We start from the raw sequence: 17,353 nt of genomic DNA on the forward strand, positions 1-17,353 counted from the left end.
CAGTGGTCAATTCACCGAGAGTGGCGATCTTGACCACGGACCGTCAGCTGCGCTCGAAGATCACATCGCGGATGATCCGGCCTTCTTCGTGCGCCCGCTGCTCGAACTTGGTCACCGGCCGCCAGTCCGGTCGCGGCGCCCAGCCACCCGGCTCGTCCGCGAACCGGTTGCGCAGCAACGGGGTCGCCCGGCAGGCGGCCATCATCTCCACCGAGTACTGCGCCCAGTCGGTGGCCAGGTGCAGGGTGCCGCCCGGCTTGATCCGGGAGGCGGCCAGCGCGACGAACTCCGGCTGCACCAGCCGCCGCTTGTGGTGCTTCTTCTTCGGCCACGGGTCCGGGAAGAAGATCCGCACCCCGTGCAGCGAATCGGCCGGGATGTTCTGCCGCAGCAGGGTGACCGCGTCCCCGCGCAGCAGCCGCAGGTTGGTCAGGCCGAGCTTCTCCACCCGCAGCAGCAGCTGGGCAAGGCCGGGCTTGTAGACCTCGGCGGCGACGTAGTTCAGCTCGGGCGCGGCCGCGGTGAGCTGCGCGGTGGTCTCGCCCATGCCGGAACCGATCTCCAGCAGCACCGGGGCTTGGCGGCCGAACCAGGCGTCGAAGTCGACCGGGTCCGCGCCCAGTTCGTCGACCTCGCGTCCCAGCGTCGGCCAGTACTGCTCGTAGGCGCGCTGCTGTCCTGGGCTGAGCCGGGCGGTGCGCTGCACGAAGCTCACCACGGTGCGCCAGTGCGCAGGCCGGACGGGGTCCTGCCCAGTCGAAGTCATCGTTCCCTCACGCCGCGGTCCTGCGATTACGGCCCCGACTCTGCCAAATGGCAGTGCCGGGGCCGCAGTCGGGTCCAGCGGGCTACCAGCCCTCGATCTCTGCCAGCCGGGCGGCGAGTCCGGCGAGTCCGGCCACGGCCACCGCGGGCCGGGGGTCGTTCTCGTGCGCCGGGTGCACATCGAGCCAGCCCAGGTGCGCATCGGTCAGGGTCACCGTGGTCGGCAACCCGGTCGAGGTGCCAGGGTCCGACGGCACGTACTCCCAGTAACCGTCTTCACCATCACCCACCCAGGGGACGTAGAACCACCCGGGACGGTTGGCCAGCAGCTCGTGCACACCGTCCTCAACGGCGAATCCGGCCTGCCGGTGCACCAGGTCGCCGCGGTGCAGAGCGCGCAGCCACCACGGCGCCTGCACCGTGTTGCCGCCGTGCGAGGCCGCCCGGAACAGGTGCAGCACCTGGCGCTCCGGCGCCCGCTCCACCCAGGACCGGCGGGCCTGCGCGGGGGTGGTCGCGGCGGCGGCGTAACCCATGCGTTCGATCGCCTGGGACCATTCCAGTGCCGCGGTGGGCTCAACCCTGAGCCCGGAGAGTCGTGCTGGCGGGCGCCGCTTGATCTGGTCCCCGCGCTGGTTCGGCAGTCTCGACAACGCTGTCGATGCGCTCACCGTCGGTGAGTCGAGCATCGGTTCGGTCATGATCACCTCCGACCTCTGTGAGGTCTCACCCCCATCTGATCGGTGTTCTGGCCTGCTGTCATGTCGAAGTGCGCTGTTTCACGGCGCGTTAACGCAATGCATACGCCGCGCAACCTAGGCGACATCCCCGTACTGTGACGTAGACAACATTCGGTCCCTGCCCTTGGGGTGTTCCGTGGCTGAGCGCTTGCGCGAATCGGTGGACATCAGCGGTGGAGTGGTGGTCGGCGTGGACGGTTCGGCGTCCTCGCTGCGGGCCCTGCGAGTGGCGGTGGACGAGGCGTGTCTGCGGGAGTTGCCGCTGCACGTGGTGCGGGCCTGGACGCTGCGCACCGCGCCCCGGCCGCCGGACTGCCCGGCCGGTTCGGTGGCCAGCGTGACCGAGTACTCGGAGTGGCTGCGCAAGCAGACCGCGGAGCTGGTCGAGGCGCACATCGGCAAGCGCGCGGACTGTCAGATCGAGGTGCACGTGGTGCACTCGCCCTCGCCGCAGGGGCTGATCGCCGCGTCCAACGGCGCCGATCTGCTGGTGGTCGGCCATCGCGGCCGGGGCGGATTCGCCGGACTGGTGCTGGGCTCGGTGGCCGACCAGGTGGTCCGGCACGCCCGCTGCTCGGTGCTGGTGGTCCGGCCCAACGTCTAGGGGCTGGCGCCGTCTAAAAAAGAGTGGAGCCCCGGCGACCCCCCGAAGGTCGCCGGGACCCCACTGCCGACTTCGCGGGCCCCGAACCCGCAGCCATCGGTTGCTTCCCTGTGAAGTCCTCGTCCTGGAGGACGCCACTGGGTATACCCGGGTTGCGTTGTTTCCGAAAATTTCTTTCCGCTAGCCCGGGGAGTCTGTGCGCAGCTCGTGCAGCACCAGTCCGTGGCTGGCCGCCAGCTCGCCCACCTGCTCCGCGCTGGCGCCGCTGACGGTGAGCGATCCTACCCACTCGTTGCCCAGCTCCCGGCGCACCGCGAACCCGGCCCCGGTGAGCACCCGAGCCAGCTCCTCGCACTGCGGGCTGCGTACCAGCACCACCGGACCTCGTTGGCGCACAAGGAGTTCCGGATGTGTCAGGCTCTCGGCGGCGCCGTTGTCGGACCGGGTCGCCTCGGGCGCGTGCTCGGGCTGGGCCCCGGCCAGCCTGCGCAGGACCCGCCCGAATCGGCAGGTGGGATGCGCGGTGGTCCTGGTCCCGCATGGTTCGGTCGCGGTGACCGTCTCGATCATTGCCGGGGCTCCTGGGGGTGAGATCGCCTCCCTGGCCAACAATGACCGGAAAGAGTGGTATTTCGCGTCCTCCGTTGGTCGGGACTTGGCGTCATACCGTGGATGGACCCCTACGGTTCGACCATGGGCTACAACGACGCGCCAGAAGGCTGGTGGCGGGAGTTCATCGCCGCCACCCCGCCGCACACCGGCAAGCTCGCCGTCACCCGCAAGGACGGCTCCCCGCACGTCTCGCCGATCTGGGTCGACCTGGACGGGGACGACCTGGTGTTCACCACCTACGCGCCCTCGATCAAGGGCAAGTCGATCGCGCGCGACGGCCGGGTGTCGATCTGCTTCGACAACGAGCGCCCGCCGTTCGACTTCGTGACCGTCACCGGCACCGCGACCACCACCGACGATCCGGAGACCGTCCGGTACTGGGCGGGCAGGCTGGGCGCGCGGTACATGGGCGCGGACCGGGCCGAGGAGTTCGCCAAGCGCAACGGCGGCGAGGGTGAGCTGCTGGTCCGGGTGAAGATCGACAAAGTGGTGGCCAAGACCGACGTGGCCGACTGACTCCCAGTTTATGAACCACGGTTCACAAACTTAGTGAACCGTGGTTCACTAATGCCGTGGCCAGACCGAGAACGATCACCGACCAGCGGTTGCTGGACGCCGTCGGCGTGGTGCTGGGCCGCTCCGGCCCCGCCTTCACCATCGCTGACGTGGCCAAACAGGCCGGCGTGGCCACCGGCACGGTGATGCAGCGCTTCGGCAGCAAACACGGGCTGCTGCTCGCGCTGAGCCGGGCCCACCGCGGCACGCAGACCGAGGCCATGCGCGCGGCGGCCGCGGCGGCGGACAGTCCACGGGCCGCGGTGCTGGCGGCCGCCGCGGTGGGCTACGAGCTGCTGGACAACGCCGAGCAGGCGGCCAACAACCTGGCCCAGCTCGGCGTCGACCTGGCCGATCCGGAGCTGCGCGAAGAGCTGACCCGCGGGTACGCCGCGGTCAACGAGGAGCTGCGGGTGCTGCTCACCGCGGCCGCGCTGCCCGGGGCGCCGCCGCCGGAACAGGCCGCGCGCATCCTCGGCGCACTGGCCGCGGGCACCGCCGTGCACTGGTCGGTCCGGCCACGAGGACGTCTGGTGGACCGGGTCCTGGCCGACCTGGACGCCGTGCTCGCGGGCTGGTCCCGGCCCGCGCTGGGAGAGGAGTCGGAATGAGCAATGTGTTGGCGGACAAGGTAGTTCTCGTCACCGGCGGCACCAGAGGGGCCGGCCGCGGGATCTCGGTGGAGCTGGGCGCGCTGGGCGCCACGGTCTATGTCACCGGGCGCAGCAGCCGGAGCACCGGGCCCTCGCCGATGGGGCGGGCCGAGACCATCGAGGACACCGCCGAACTGGTCACCGCGGCGGGCGGCACCGGCATCCCGGTGCGCTGCGACCACACCGAAGAGTCCGATGTGGACAGTCTGGTGGCGCGCATCCGCGCGGGACATGGCCGGCTGGACGTGCTGGTGAACGACGTCTGGGGCGGCGACGGCTTCTCCGAGCACAAACCGGTCTGGGAACACGACCTGGGCAAGGGCCTGGCCATGCTGCGCAACGGCCTGGACACCCACCTGATCGCCCTGCACAAGGCGCTGCCACTGCTCATCGCCCAGCCCGGCGGACTGCTGGTGGAGATCACCGACGGCGATGAGATGTTCAACCAGCGCTACCGCGAAGCGGTCTACTACGACCTGGTCAAGGCGGCCATCCTGCGGCTGGGCAAGGTCATGCACCAGGAGCTGGCGCCGCACGGCGGCAGCTCGGTCGCGCTCACCCCCGGCTTCCTGCGCTCCGAGGAGGTGCTCGACCACTTCGGCGTCACCGAGGCCAGCTGGCGCGAGGCCCTCGCCAAGGACCGCCACTTCGGCATCTCCGAGACCCCGCACTACCTCGGCCGCGCGGTCGCCGCACTGGCCGCCGACCCGGACCGGGCGCGCTGGGGCGGGCAGTCGCTGTCCTCCTGGCAGCTGGCCAAGGCCTATGGCTTCACCGACGTCGACGGGTCCCGCCCGGACTGCGGCAGCTACTTCGCCGACAACGTCTTCACCGAGTCCCCACTGGACCGGGACCCGGCGCAGTACCGCTAACTCAGGCGTCGCCGGGGCGGGCCAGTCCGGTCTCGTAGGCCAGGACCACGGCCTGCACCCGGTCGCGCAGGTCCAGTTTGGACAGGATGCGGCCGACGTGGGTCTTCACCGTCGCCTCGGACAGGAACAGCGTCTTGGCGATCTCCGCGTTGGACAGGCCCTTGGACACCAGCACCAGCACCTCGCGCTCCCGCTCGGTGAGCGTGTCCAGCACGGTGGCATCGCGCAGCTGACCCGACTCCGGCGAACCCAGGAAGCGCTCCAGCAGCCGCCGGGTGACACTCGGCGAGACCACCGCGTCGCCATTGGCCACCGCGCGCAACGCCGAGACCAGGTCGGCGGGCGGAGTGTCCTTGAGCAGGAAGCCGCTGGCCCCGCCGCGCAGCGCGGCCAGCACGTACTCGTCCAGGTCGAAAGTGGTCATCACCAGCACCTTGGCGGTGCCGTCGGTGCTGATCCGCTTGGTCGCCTCGACCCCGTCCAGCACCGGCATCCGCACGTCCATCAGGACCACGTCCGGGCGCAGCTCAGCCGCCTTGCGGACCGCCTCGCTGCCGTCCGCGGCCTCGCCGACCACCTCGATGTCGGCCTGGGCGTCGAGGACCATGCGGAACCCGATGCGCATCAGTTCCTGGTCGTCCACCAGCATCACGCGGATCACGGTGGCGAGCTTAGAGGGCACCGGGGCTCACGACCCGGCGGCGCGGTTGGTCAGCGGCAGCCGGGCGAAGACCTGCCAGCCGCCGTTGGGCCGCGGCCCGGCCTCCAGCTCACCGCCGAACACGCTGGCCCGCTCCTGCATGCCGATCAGCCCGTTGCCGCCGGAGACCAGCTCCGGGCCGGGGCTGCCTGGCGAGCTGCTGCCGCTGTCGAGCACCTGCACCTGCACCGCGTCCGCACCGCGGTAGACCCGCACGATGGCGCGGACCCCGGCGCCACCGTGCTTGATCGTGTTGGTCAGCGACTCCTGCACGATCCGGTACACGCCCAGCCCGATGCCTGCCGGCAGCTCGTCCAGGTCGCCGCGCAGCTCCAGCTGCACCGGCAGGCCCACCGCGCGCACCTTCGCCACCAGCTCCTCGACCTGGCCCGCGCTGGGCTGCGGGGTCAGCTCCGGATCGTGCTCGTCGGTGGTGCGCAGCACGCCGAGCAGCCTGCGCAGCTCGTTGAGCGCCTGCCTGCCGGTGGCCGAGATGGTCTTGAGTGAACGCTCGGCCAGCTCTGGTTTCTCCTTGATCATGTAGGAGGCGCCGTCGGCCTGGACCACCATCACGCTCACCGCGTGCGCCACCACGTCGTGCAGCTCACGGGCGATCCGGGTGCGCTCCTGGGCCACCGCGATCTTGGCCTGCTGATCCCGTTCCAGTTCCAGCAGCAGCAATCGCTGCACCGCCTCCTCGTTCAGCGCCCGCCGGGCCGCGACGATCTCGCCGAGCAGCCAGGCGAAGGAGGGGGCGGCGAACCAGCTGAACACCGACCAGGCAGGCGGGCCCGGCTCCGGGAACCGCAGCAGGATGGCGAAGTTGACCAGCATGATGGCCAGGGCGAAGCTGCAGGCCGCGGTGCGGTTGCTGTAGACGGCCAGGGTGTAGAGCATGATCGGGATGCCGAACTCGCCGATCCGGTAGTCCATTTCCACCGGATGCGTGAAGATCCGCAGCACCTCGGCGAAGACGATCAGCCCGCCCGCCACCATCGGCTGCCTGCGGCGCACGATCAGCGGCACCGTGAGCAGCGCGCCGACCGAGTAGAAGTTCGCGTCGGTGACATCCCACTTCGGGCTCTTGGACGCCATGTCCAGGATGGTCAGCACGAGGACCAGCGCGGTGTCGCCCACCATCGGGTGGGACCGCAGCCACAGGCTCAGTCTCCGCACCCGACGAGCCTAAACACCGGTCCGGGCAGCTGCGTCGTACCGGAGGCGTACATTTCCTCCCCCTTGTGGATTACCCGTGATCACCCGGTGCGGCCGGGCTGCGTGCGACGATGCACCGGTGAACCCGGGGCCACTGTCCGCAGCCGTCGCCCAGCTCTGCCAGCGGCTGACCCCGCAGGTCGGCTCGCGCACCGCGGCCGGATTCGCCGAGGTGCTGCGCAGGCTGGGCGCCCCGTTGCAGGTCGCGGTCGCCGGCCGGATCAAGTCGGGTAAGTCCACGCTGGTCAACGCGCTGATCGGGCGGCGGGTGGCGCCCACCGACATCGGCGAGTGCACCCGGCTGGTCACCCGTTTCCACTACGGCACGGTGGACCGGGTCGAGGTGGTCTTCACCGACGGCCGCAAACAGGTGCTGCCCTTCGACGCCGACGGCATGATCCCGGCCAGCCTTGGCGTGGACCTGGACACCGTCTCGCACCTGGAGGCATACCTCACCAGCGCGGTGCTGCGGGACCTCACCGTGATCGACACCCCCGGCCTCGGCTCGCTGGACGCGGCCTCGGTCGCGCGCACCGAGTCCGAGCTGCTCGGCGAGCCGGGCAAGGGCGCGGACGCGCTGGACGAGGTCTCCCGCAACGCGGTGGTCGGCGCGGAGGCCGTGCTCTACGTGGTCACCCAGACCGTGCGCTCGGACGACCGGGCCGCGCTGGCCGCCTTCACCGCGGCCACCGCCAGCCGCGAGGCGGGCCCGGTGAACGCGATCGCGGTGCTGAACAAGGCCGACACCATCGTCCCGGAGACGGTGGCCGGCTCCGGCGGCGATCTCTGGAAAGCCGCCACCCTGCTCGCCGCGCACCAGAGCGAGACGCTCAAACCCAGGGTCGCCGACGTGCTGCCGATGATCGGCCTGCTCGCCGAGACCGCCGAGACCGGCGGCTTCACCAGCACCGACGCCGACGCGCTCAAACAACTCGCCGCCCTGGACGAGACCACCAGGTCCACCATGCTGCTCTCCGCCGACCTGTTCCTCAGCTGGGACGCCCCGGTGCCCGCCGCGACCAGGGAACACCTGCTCACCCGGCTGGACCTGCACGGCATCGGCACCGCCCTGGACCTGCTCGCCGCCGACCCCGAACTGACCGCGGGCAACCTGCGCCGCGGCCTGCTGGCGGCCTCCGGCCTGGCCGCGGTCCTGGCCAAACTGGACCTGGTGTTCAAGGCCCGCGCCGACGGCATCAAGGCCGCCGCCGCACTGGCCTCGGTCACCGCACTGGCCCGCGCCTCCGGCGACCCCGGCGAACGCCAGCGGGTGCACGACGCGATCGAGGTCCTGCTGGCCAAACCCGAAGCCCACCAGCTCCGCCTGCTGGAAGCCCTGACCCTGGTCACCTCCGGCCAGGTCGCCATGCCCGAGGACCTGGCCGAGGAGGTCCTCCGGGTCGGCGGCTCGGCCAAGGTGGACGAACAACTCGGCCTGCCCGGCCGCCCCCGCCCGGAACTACTGGCCTACGCCCTGGAACGGGCAGGCTGGTGGCGGGCCTTCGCCTCCTTCGGGGCGACTCCGGCGCAAAGCCGGGTGGCACACGTGGTGCACCGCGCATACTTCCTGATCTGGCAACAGCTCGGCGGCGGATCCAGATGAGGCCGCTCAGAGTGTGCTGAGCAGCGGCGCCCAGACGGCGTCGGCGAAGCGGGGCACCGTCTTCTTGAACGGGGTCAGGAACTCCGTGATCGACAGCTCCGGATTGCGGCACGCGGCGATCTGCTCGTGCAGGCAGAGCAGGGTCGACGCCGGGTAGAGGCAGAACTGGTCCAGCAGGAAGTCATCCGGGTGGATGGCGCGGATGTCGTAGCGGTCGAGGGCCGCGGCCGGGAAGTCCCGCAGATTGGCCGTCACGATCAGCGCGGCATGGGCCAGCACCGCCGCGGCGAGCACATGCCGGTCCTTCGGGTCGTTCGGCATGACCGGAGTGAGCGCCTCGTATCCGGTCACCAGCGCGTCGGGAAACGCCTCCCGCATCTGCTGTACCCGCCAGCGGGCTTTGGCTGGAGGCACGCCAACCTGCGGCAGGTTGCGCTCGACCTCGGCGAGCACCTCCGCCGACCACAGTGGCCGGTAGGTGCCCGCCTCGGCCAGGCGCAGCAGCGTGTCCGCGAGCTTGATCGGCAGCAGCACGCAGGCGTCGAGCAGGACAGGAAAGCTCACCAGGCCAGTCTGGCGCGACTGGGCTGAATGGCCTAACGGGTCCGGATGAACTCCTCGGCCGTGCGGTCGCTGCCGTCCTCGTTGGCGGTACGGGTCATCTCGTCCAGGGTGGTGCGCCGCCGTTCGCGGGACCGTTCCTGGTAGTCGAGCACGTCGGCGAGCAGTACCCGGCGGTGCCTGCCGCGCAGGTGGAACGGGATCTCGCCGTCGGTGAGCAGCCGCACCAGGGTCGGCCGGGAGATGTCGAGCAGGTCGGCTGCTTCCTGGGTGGTCATCTGCGTGTTGTGCGGCGCGATCGTCACCGCGAGCCCCTGCGACATGGCGGTGACGACACCGTGCAGGACCCGGTACACCTCGGCGGGCAGCGGCAACTGCGCCCCGTCCGGTCCGGTGAGACTGGCCGTGCCCTCGCTCAATGCGGTCACCAGGCTGGTCAACGCCGGATCACCCTTGTCCGGAGGTAGTACCGTCTGTGCGTCCAGGATCGTGGTCATGTGCCCTCCCTTCCGAGGTCGCCAACCGAGGCTATCCGAAAAAAACGAAAACCACCACTTGCTCAGGCGGGCGCCGAGGACCCGGCCGCCGCCACAGGGGGACCTACGGGATGACGACTGCCGAGGGTGGAACCGAACCGGTGGACGCCGCGTCGGAAGAGGTCATGTTCGACCCCGCAGGCGGAGAACGGAAGAAGCTGATCCAGCTCTGCCTCTACGCGCTCGACCGGGCTCGCAGCGCCGGTGTCGCCGAACGGATCGTGGACGGGCTGGCCGGGGTCGGGGTCATGCCGGTCCGGCCGGACGGGCAGCGCTTCGACCCGGCCGTGCACGAGGCGGGTGGCACCGAACCCACCGACGATCCGGCGCTGGCCGGGCTGGTGGCCGAGACCGAGGTGGTCGGCTTCCTCGACCACGGGCAGCCGGTGCGGCCGCCGATCGTGACCGTCTACACGCTGCGCGAGGGGACCGGGTGAGCACGCCGGTGACCTCGGGGGTGCCGTTGCCCAAGCTGGTCCGGCACACCGTCGGGCGGCTGGTCGAGCTGCTCAAGGACGCCGATCCGGACGCGGCGCGGTGGGTGGCCGCGGTGCGCGACGGACGGCCCTCGGTGCCCTCGGTGGTGGTGGTCGGTGAGACCAACCGGGGGAAGAGTTCGCTGGTCAACGCGTTGCTGTCGGCGGAGAACCTGTCGCCGGTGGACGCGCATGTGGCCACCGCCAACTACCTGGTCTTCGCCCACGGCGAGGACTGGGCCGCGCAGGCCTGTTATCCGGGGCAGGTGCAGCCGGTGTCCTTCCCGGTGGAGCAGCTGCACCGCTGGGTGACCGCCTCCGGGGAGCTGCCCGAAGGCCAGCTGCCGCCCCGGTTCGTCCGGGTCCAGGCGCCGATCCCGCTGCTTAGCCGCCTGACCGTGATCGACACCCCCGGTGTCGGCGGGCTGGACTCGATGCATGGCGAACTGGCCGCCGAGGCTGCCGCCAACGCCACCGCGCTGCTGTTCGTGGTGGACGCCTCCGCGCCGCTGACCAGCGGCGAGCTGACCTTCCTCGCCCAGGCCGGGGAGCGGGTGGAGACCGTGCTGTTCGCGCTCACCAAGACCGACCAGTACCGGGGCTGGCGGCAGGTGCTGGAGGCCAACCGGGCGCTGCTCGCCGAGCACGCGCCGCGCTTCGCCGACGCCGTCTTCCACCCGGTCTCGGCGCGGATGTTCGGCCTGGCCAAGGGCGCGCCCACGCCGGAGACCGGGGCGCTGCTGCGCGAGCAGTCCGGGATCGCGCCGTTGCAGACCGGGCTGCAGGAGCTGGTCGCCGCGCACGCGGCCATGCTCGCCGAGGCCAACACGCTGCGCGCCGCGGCCACCGCGCTGGCCGGGCAGGCCGTGGCGCTGGCCGCCGAGCAGCGTGCCCTGAGCACCGGTGAGGCCGAGGCCGAATCGCTGCGGGCGCGCAAGGACGAGCTGGTCGCGCTGCGCCGCTCGGCCACCAGGGGCTGGCAGGTGAAGCTGCGCGGGGAGACCCAGCGGGCCCGGCTGGAGAGTTCGCACGAGGTCGCCCGGCAGATGCGCGATGTGCAGTCCTGGTTCCGCCGGGCCATCGACGCGGCCAACCGGGACGGCCTGCAACGGCTGCCGCAGGAGCTGGACGCGGCCTTGCAACTGGTCTCCGGCCGGTTGAGCCAGGCGCTGGCCACCCGGCTGGACGTGCTGGCCCAGGCGGTGCTCGCGGAACTGTTCGCGCCGGACGAGCTGGAGGTCATCCGGGCCCAGTTCGCCCGCGCCGGGGCGCCGCCGGTGCTGTTGCGCAGCCCGGACCGGCGGCCGCCCAACGCCGAGGACAAGCTGCTGGTGTTCATGGGCGTCTCCGGCGGCCTCGGCCTGGGCAAGGCGGCCGCGCTGCCGCTGGCCGGGCTGGGCATCGCCGCCTCCAGCGCGCTGGTGCTGCCGGTGACCATCGTGCTCGGCCTTGGCGCCGGCTGGTGGCTGGCCCGCACCCGCAAGCAGAGCGCGGACAAGACCTACCTCAAGCAGTGGCTCACCGAGGTGGTCGCCGACGCCCGCTCCACCATGGAGCAGCTGGTCTCCGAACAGCTCATCGAGGCCGAACAGCAGCTGTCGCTGGCCATGGACGAGGCGCTGGGCAAGCGGATCGGCGCGATCGAGGACGAGTTGCGCGAGGTGGACAAGGCGCTGCGGATGGACACCGCCGAGCGCAACCGGCAACTCCAGGTGGTCGGCAAGCGGCTGGCCGAGGTGAAGGCCGGGCGGGCCCAGGCGGAGATGCTGCTGGGGCGGATCCGCGAGCAGCGGAACAACGCAGCCGGCCGGGATCAGCCCGAGGCGCGTTGACAGGTTGTCACCATTTCGATCGGTTGCCGACTTGGCGATGGAACCGAACGGGCCTACCGTAAGTCCAAGTGGCAAGAAACGCCCAGCTTGCCCGCACCCCGGGTAGTACGAGGGGGATCAGGTGTACATCGAGGAGACCGGCGCCGGCGACGGTGACATCAAGGTGACCATCGACGGTGCCGAGCACACCGTCGAGGCCGTCAGCGACAGCAACCACGACGGCATCGACGACACCGCGGTGGTCGAGACCGACGACGGCTACCTCAGCTTCACCGACACCAACGGTGACGGGACCGCCGACGTCATGCGCACCCTGGACGAGAAGGGCGCGGTGGTCAGCACCTCGCGCTTCGACTCGGCCAGCGGCGAGTGGGTCACCGAGGGGCAGCGCTCCAGCGCAGGCCCGCAGACCGCGGTGGGCACCGGGTCCGGGCTGATCGTGCACACCGCCGACGGCGAGCAGCACCTGCAGGGCGAGCTGACCGACACTGACGGCGACGGCAAGGGCGACACCCTGGTGGTCACCGACGCCGACGGCGACACCGTGGTCTTCGCCGACATCGACGGCGACGGCGACGCGGACGTGGCCACCGAGATCACCGGCAGCGGCCAGGTGATCGTGAGCGAGCACCGCGGCAACGGCGAGTGGGTCGTGGTGCATGACGAGAACCTCGGCCAGGCCATGGGCAGCGAGCCCGCCCGGCTCTCCGACGCCGACTGGGAGATCGAGACCGCCACCGGTTCCTCCGGCGCCCAGGGCAACTTCCACGTGGACCCGGTCACCGGCGAGTGGGTCGACTCCACCGGCAACGGCACCGGGATCGGCGGCGCGCAGCAGCCCCGCTGGACCTAGTTCATCGCCCGTACGTGCCAGATCAGCCCCATCCGGAATCCGGGTGGGGTTGATCTCTTTGTGGGACACGCCACCGGAGAGCGCTTGCTGGCCGGGCGCGCGCTGGAAATGTCACCCGTTCATCTCCGCGCCACAAGTGGCTGAATCGATCCCCTTATCGGTCCTGTGAGCGAGGCGACACTCCGGGTGTCGGCAGCGCCTGGTGGGTACCGCTAGCCTCAAACCAATCCCTTTTCACGCCACGCCCGGCGCCCCCGGGCGTAGCGACGCTTTCTTCGCTCAGGCAGGAGACGCCATGACCGCACTGACCATCCCCGGTCTCGATCAGGCACCCACGACGCACGCGCGCCTGCTTTCCTGGGTGCGTGAGGTCGCGGAACTGACCGCGCCGGACGAGGTCGTCTGGGTCGACGGGTCGCCCGAGGAAGCTGAGCGCCTGAACCAGAAACTGGTCGACGCAGGCACCTTTGTGCGACTCCAGAACAAACCGAACTCGTTCTGGTGCGCCTCTGACCCCAATGACGTGGCCAGGGTTGAAGAGCGGACCTACATCTGTTCTGTTGACGAGGCCGACGCCGGCCCGACCAACAACTGGATGAATCCGGTCGAGATGAAGTCCATCATGACCGAGCTGTACCGCGGTTGCATGCGCGGCCGCACCATGTACGTCATTCCGTTCTGCATGGGCCCGCTCACCGCGGAAAAGCCCATGCTGGGCGTGGAAATCACCGACTCCGAATACGTCGTGGTGTCCATGGGTGTCATGACCCGCATGGGCAGCAAGGCACTGGCGGTCTTCGGCGACGACGCCGACTACGTGCCCTGCCTGCACTCGGTCGGCGCGCCGCTGGAGCCCGGCCAGGCCGACGTTCCGTGGCCCTGCAACGACACCAAGTACATCACCCACTTCCCGGAGACCCGCGAGATCCAGAGCTTCGGCTCCGGCTACGGCGGCAACGCGTTGCTGGGCAAGAAGTGCTACTCGCTGCGCATCGCCTCCACCATCGCGCGCGAGGAGGGCTGGCTGGCCGAGCACATGCTCATCCTCAAGCTCACCTCGCCCGAGCAGAAGGTGCACTACATCGCCGCGGCCTTCCCCTCGGCCTGTGGCAAGACCAACCTGGCCATGCTGGAGCCGACCATCCCGGGCTGGAAGGTCGAGACCCTGGGCGATGACATCGCCTGGATGCGCTTCGGCGAGGACGGCAGGCTGTACGCGGTGAACCCGGAGGCCGGGTTCTTCGGCGTCGCGCCGGGCACCAACTGGAAGACCAACCCGAACGCCATGCGCACCATCGAGCGCGGCAACTCGGTGTTCACCAACGTCGCCCTCACCGATGACGGCGACATCTGGTGGGAGGGCATGGAGAACGAGCCCGCGCACGCCACCTCCTGGAAGAAGCAGGACTGGACGCCTGCCGACGGCGAGGCCGGGGTGCTCAGCTCGCACGCGAACTCCCGGTACTGCACGCCGATGTCGCAGTGCCCGGTGCTCGCCCCGGAGTGGGACGACCCCAACGGCGTGCCGATCTCGGCGATCTTCTTCGGTGGCCGCCGGGCAGGCACCATCCCGCTGGTCAACGAGGCGCGGGACTGGCAGCACGGCGTGTTCATGGGCGCCACCCTCTCCAGCGAGAAGACCGCGGCCGCCGCGGGCAAGGTCGGCGAGGTCCGCCGCGACCCGATGGCCATGCTGCCCTTCATCGGCTACCACGCCGGTGACTACTTCGCGCACTGGATCTCCGTCGGCAAGAACGCCGACTCGGTCAAGCTGCCGAAGATCTTCTACGTCAACTGGTTCCGCCGGGGTGACGACAAGCGCTTCCTGTGGCCCGGATTCGGCGAGAACGGCCGCATCCTGAAGTGGGCCATCGAGCGCATCGAGGGCAAGGCCGCCGCGGTGGAGACCCCGATCGGCCACGTGCCGACCGCGGCCGATCTGGACCTGTCCGGGCTGGACGCGCCGCTGGCCGACATCGAGGCCGCGCTGGAGGTCGATGTGGCCGAGTGGCGGGCCGAACTGCCGCTGATCGAGGAGTGGTTCACTCAGATCGGTGACAAGCTGCCCAGCTCGCTGCGTGACGAGCTGGAGGCGCTCAAACAGCGTCTTGGCTGATCAGAGTCACGCACTTGTACTCGGGGCCCGGTGGCCAGCGTCGTCTGCCGGGCCCCGAGTCAGGTTTGTGTGACCCTGTGGCAAGGGACACAGTGAGGTGCATGTCCGAACGTCCTGGTCCCGCCACTCGCACCCGCCGGGTGTGTGCCGCGCTGCGTGCCCTGCGCAAGAGCAATCGCCTTACCCTGCACCAGGTCGCGATCGCCCTTGGCGTCTCGGTGACCAAGGTGCAGCGGATGGAGACCGGGCGGCGCGGACTGCAGGCAGACGATGTCACCGCCCTGCTCACGCTGTACCAGGTGCCTGCCGAGGAACGTGCGGAGCTGCTCGCGCTGGTGCGCCCGCCCGCCTCGCCGGGCTGGTGGCAGTCCCCCGGTTCGCGGCTGCCCGCCGACCTGCGGCAGCTGATCGGCCTGGAGGACGAGGCCGCGGTGGTGCGTGATTTCGAGCTGGCCATGGTGCCCGCCCTGTTGCAGACCGCCGAGTACGCCCGCTCCGCGCTCGGCGGCATGGACCACCGGCTGCACGAGCCCGATCTCGGCCGCCAGGTCGCGGCCACCATGACCAGGCAGATGGTGCTGGCCCGGCCGGTGCCGCCGAGCCTGCACTGCGTGGTGGAGGAGAGCGCGCTGCACCGGCCGATCGGCGGGCCGGGCGTGCTGGCCCGTCAGCTGCAGGCGCTGTGCCTGCTGGCCGAGCGGCCCAACGTCACGCTGCGGGTGCTCCCGGTCAGCCGGGGCGCGCACCCCGGTCTGCGCGGCTCGATGACCATCCTGGAGTTCGCCGACGCGCCGCCGCTGGTGCGGGTGCCACTGGCGGGCACGCACACCTTCCTGCAGCACGCGCCCGAGGTGGAGCGGGCGCGGGAGGCATGGCAGGTGCTGGAACACCTGTCCCTGCCTCCCGCGGAGTCCGCGCACCTGCTCGGCGGCTACGCCGGCGAACTGGCCTGCGCGAGCTAGCCGATGGCCGGGAACGGTTGCCGGGGTGTGGCCGTGGCTGCCGGGTCGGGCAGCGGGGTGCCCGCGCAGGTGCTGCCGTTGGCGGGCAGCGACCCGGTGGTCAGGTAGGTGCTGACCCTGGCGTCCACGCAGGCGTTGCCGCGCAGGTACATCCAGTGGTCGCCCTCATCGGTGACCACCAGCAGCGGTGAGCCCTTGGGCAGCACCCGCTGGGCCTGCTGGGCGCCCTCAAGGGTGGTCTGCGGGTCGCGCACCGAGTTCACCAGCAGCATCGGCGGCAGGCCGCGGCCGGTGATCGTGGGCAGGCGCAGTTCCGGGCGCTGCCAGGACATGCACTGCTGCACGATCTTGTGCCAGCCCATCAGCGGGTACTGGCGGCCCAACCGCTCGGAGTCGGCGATGGTCCCGGCCCGGCCACCGCGGTAGGGCGTGTCGTTGCAGATGATGGACAGCGCGGTGCCGGTCTGGGCGGCCGGGTCCGGCTTGAGCAGGTCATCGGCGAGGCGCTGGGCGTCCGCGGACTCCGCCGCCGGGGCGCCCTCGCTGAGGCGCTTGAGCAGGGCCAGGCTCTCGGCGAGGGCGGGGAAGGTCTCCTTCTGTCCGAGCGCGCCGATGATTAGCACGTCCAGGCTCGCGCCGTTGTGCTTGTTCCCGTTCAGCTCAACGGGTTTCGCGGCCAGCCGGGCCCGTACGGTCTCGTAGTTCGCGCCGGCCTCGGCCGCGGTGGCGCCCCAGCCGTAGCGGTCGTGGTGGCGGGCCAGCCAGGGCAGGAAGTCGGTGCGGAACCGGCGTTCCATGCCGCGGGCCTGATCGTTGATCAGGTCCTGCCAGGTCGAGGTGAGATCGGCGACCGAGTCCAGCACGAACCGGCCCACCCGGTGCGGGAAGTAGGTGGCGTAGAACGGGCCGAGCCAGGCGCCGCCGGACAGCCCGTAGTAGTTGATCTTGCGTTCGCCCAGCAGGTGGCGCAGCAGGTCCAGGTCGTGCGCGGTCTGCTCGGTGTTGACGAACTTGCCCAGCTCGCTGTTCTGGCAGGCGCGGGCGATGTCCACATTGACCTGTAGCAACGTGTTCAGGTTGGCCGGGCTGCGATCGCGCCAGTCCGGCAGCAGCGGCGGCGGGACGGGATCACAGGAGACCTGGCTGCTGCCGCCGGTGCCGCGCACGTCGATGCCGTACACGTCGTGACTGGCCAGCACCGCGCGCTGCCCGGTGGCCAGGAAGTCCAGTGGGAAGGCCCGTCCGGCCTGGCCGGGGCCGCCGGGGTTGGTGAACAGCACGCCCTGCCGGGCGCCGGTGGCGCGCAGCCGGGTGATTGCCACGCTGATGTCCTTGCCGTCCCTGGGACGGCGCCAGTTCATCGGCGCGGTGTAGCGCGCGCATTCCAGCGCGGTCCCGCCCGGTGGCAGGCCGGGCGGCGGGTTGGCCTGGTCGAAGCAGGGTTTCCAGTCCAGCCGCTGGGTGAGATAGCGGCTTGGCGTGGACTCGGTGGCGAAGGCGGCCGCCGGGGCGGCCAGCAGCAGTGCGGCCACGGCCAGCACGGTGCCACTGCGTCTTGCGGACATGCGATTTCCCCCTCAGGAAAGGCGCCGCGAACGAGGAAGTCACAACCGCGGCGCTCAACGGTCACGCTAAGGAAAAACAATGGAGCGCGCAGTGAACCTGGACCACACTCAGGGCGTCTTCAGGGGAGTACGT

At 70.6% G+C, this 17,353-nt stretch carries 18 protein-coding genes; 10 read left to right on the forward strand and 8 right to left on the reverse strand.

Annotated elements, in window-relative coordinates; translation table 11 throughout:
- Nucleotides 1-43: 43 nt before the first annotated feature.
- Both trmB and MZC64_RS00405 read right to left on the reverse strand, forming a co-directional pair.
- Entirely contained in the window at nt 44-766 is a 723-nt protein-coding gene (gene trmB / locus MZC64_RS00400; protein ID WP_247755086.1) for a tRNA (guanosine(46)-N7)-methyltransferase TrmB, read from the reverse strand.
- 82 nt (nt 767-848) lie between these two features.
- Nucleotides 849-1,466, reverse strand: a complete 618-nt coding sequence (locus MZC64_RS00405; RefSeq protein ID WP_308300938.1) for a hypothetical protein — start codon at nt 1,464-1,466, stop codon at nt 849-851.
- A gap of 175 nt (nt 1,467-1,641) precedes the next feature.
- Here MZC64_RS00405 and MZC64_RS00410 point away from each other — a divergent pair, with 175 nt between their 5' ends.
- Nucleotides 1,642-2,109 carry a universal stress protein gene (locus MZC64_RS00410; RefSeq protein ID WP_247755087.1) on the forward strand — a complete coding sequence of 156 codons (468 nt, stop codon included), beginning with the start codon at nt 1,642-1,644 and terminating at the stop codon, nt 2,107-2,109.
- A 180-nt stretch (nt 2,110-2,289) separates the two neighbouring features.
- Here the strand turns inward: MZC64_RS00410 and MZC64_RS00415 are convergent, their stop codons facing one another.
- Nucleotides 2,290-2,679, reverse strand: a complete 390-nt coding sequence (locus tag MZC64_RS00415; protein ID WP_247755088.1) for a hypothetical protein — start codon at nt 2,677-2,679, stop codon at nt 2,290-2,292.
- Between the two features lie 123 nt (nt 2,680-2,802).
- Here MZC64_RS00415 and MZC64_RS00420 point away from each other — a divergent pair, with 123 nt between their 5' ends.
- Genes MZC64_RS00420 through MZC64_RS00430 form a run of 3 tightly spaced genes read left to right on the forward strand, consistent with a single transcriptional unit; the run spans nt 2,803 to nt 4,801 of the window.
- Nucleotides 2,803-3,237: a PPOX class F420-dependent oxidoreductase gene (locus MZC64_RS00420; RefSeq protein WP_247755089.1), complete on the forward strand. Its 435-nt coding sequence runs from the start codon at nt 2,803-2,805 to the stop codon at nt 3,235-3,237.
- Nucleotides 3,238-3,293: 56 nt separating this feature from the next.
- Nucleotides 3,294-3,887 (forward strand): TetR/AcrR family transcriptional regulator, encoded by a 594-nt coding sequence (locus MZC64_RS00425; protein WP_247755090.1) that lies wholly within the window; start codon nt 3,294-3,296, stop codon nt 3,885-3,887.
- A complete protein-coding gene (locus MZC64_RS00430; RefSeq protein WP_247755091.1) occupies nt 3,884-4,801 on the forward strand; it encodes an SDR family oxidoreductase in 918 nt (305 codons plus the stop codon). Before MZC64_RS00425 ends, MZC64_RS00430 begins: the two co-directional genes overlap by 4 nt.
- 1 nt (nt 4,802) lies before the next feature.
- Here MZC64_RS00430 and MZC64_RS00435 read toward each other — a convergent pair whose 3' ends face one another.
- Both MZC64_RS00435 and MZC64_RS00440 read right to left on the reverse strand, forming a co-directional pair.
- A complete protein-coding gene (locus tag MZC64_RS00435; RefSeq protein WP_247755092.1) occupies nt 4,803-5,462 on the reverse strand; it encodes a response regulator transcription factor in 660 nt (219 codons plus the stop codon).
- 27 nt (nt 5,463-5,489) lie between these two features.
- Nucleotides 5,490-6,677, reverse strand: a complete 1,188-nt coding sequence (locus MZC64_RS00440; protein WP_247755093.1) for a histidine kinase — start codon at nt 6,675-6,677, stop codon at nt 5,490-5,492.
- Between the two features lie 118 nt (nt 6,678-6,795).
- Between MZC64_RS00440 and MZC64_RS00445 the strand changes: the two genes are divergently transcribed.
- Complete coding sequence (locus MZC64_RS00445) at nt 6,796-8,319, forward strand: dynamin family protein (RefSeq protein WP_247755094.1); 1,524 nt, start codon at nt 6,796-6,798, stop codon at nt 8,317-8,319.
- 6 nt (nt 8,320-8,325) lie between these two features.
- On the opposite strand, the gene MZC64_RS00450 is transcribed toward MZC64_RS00445, so the two are convergent.
- A complete protein-coding gene (locus MZC64_RS00450; RefSeq protein WP_247755095.1) occupies nt 8,326-8,883 on the reverse strand; it encodes a PIN domain-containing protein in 558 nt (185 codons plus the stop codon).
- Between the two features lie 32 nt (nt 8,884-8,915).
- Nucleotides 8,916-9,377, reverse strand: coding sequence for a helix-turn-helix domain-containing protein (locus MZC64_RS00455; RefSeq protein ID WP_247755096.1), 462 nt, complete (start codon nt 9,375-9,377; stop codon nt 8,916-8,918).
- A gap of 110 nt (nt 9,378-9,487) precedes the next feature.
- On the opposite strand from MZC64_RS00455, the gene grpE reads away from it, so the two are divergent.
- The 5 genes from grpE (at nt 9,488) to MZC64_RS00480 (ending at nt 15,655) form a co-directional block, all read left to right on the forward strand.
- Nucleotides 9,488-9,853: a nucleotide exchange factor GrpE gene (grpE, locus tag MZC64_RS00460; protein WP_374205583.1), complete on the forward strand. Its 366-nt coding sequence runs from the start codon at nt 9,488-9,490 to the stop codon at nt 9,851-9,853.
- Nucleotides 9,850-11,724, forward strand: coding sequence for a dynamin family protein (locus MZC64_RS00465; RefSeq protein ID WP_247755097.1), 1,875 nt, complete (start codon nt 9,850-9,852; stop codon nt 11,722-11,724). The genes grpE and MZC64_RS00465 overlap by 4 nt, the downstream gene beginning before the upstream one ends.
- 121 nt (nt 11,725-11,845) lie before the next feature.
- The gene (locus tag MZC64_RS00470; RefSeq protein ID WP_247755098.1) at nt 11,846-12,577 is read left to right on the forward strand and encodes a hypothetical protein; all 732 of its coding nucleotides are present in this window, start codon (nt 11,846-11,848) and stop codon (nt 12,575-12,577) included.
- A gap of 295 nt (nt 12,578-12,872) precedes the next feature.
- Complete coding sequence (locus MZC64_RS00475; protein WP_247755099.1) at nt 12,873-14,693, forward strand: phosphoenolpyruvate carboxykinase (GTP); 1,821 nt, start codon at nt 12,873-12,875, stop codon at nt 14,691-14,693.
- Between the two features lie 101 nt (nt 14,694-14,794).
- On the forward strand, nt 14,795-15,655 hold the full coding sequence (locus MZC64_RS00480) for a helix-turn-helix transcriptional regulator (protein ID WP_247755100.1): 861 nt from the start codon (nt 14,795-14,797) through the stop codon (nt 15,653-15,655).
- On the opposite strand, the gene MZC64_RS00485 is transcribed toward MZC64_RS00480, so the two are convergent.
- The gene (locus tag MZC64_RS00485) at nt 15,652-17,220 is read right to left on the reverse strand and encodes an alpha/beta hydrolase (protein WP_247755101.1); all 1,569 of its coding nucleotides are present in this window, start codon (nt 17,218-17,220) and stop codon (nt 15,652-15,654) included. The two genes, MZC64_RS00480 and MZC64_RS00485, sit on opposite strands and share 4 nt — an antisense overlap.
- Between the last annotated feature and the right edge of the window lie 133 nt (nt 17,221-17,353).

The organism is Crossiella sp. S99.2 (assembly GCF_023094165.1).
Classification (GTDB): Bacteria; Actinomycetota; Actinomycetes; order Mycobacteriales; family Pseudonocardiaceae; genus Crossiella.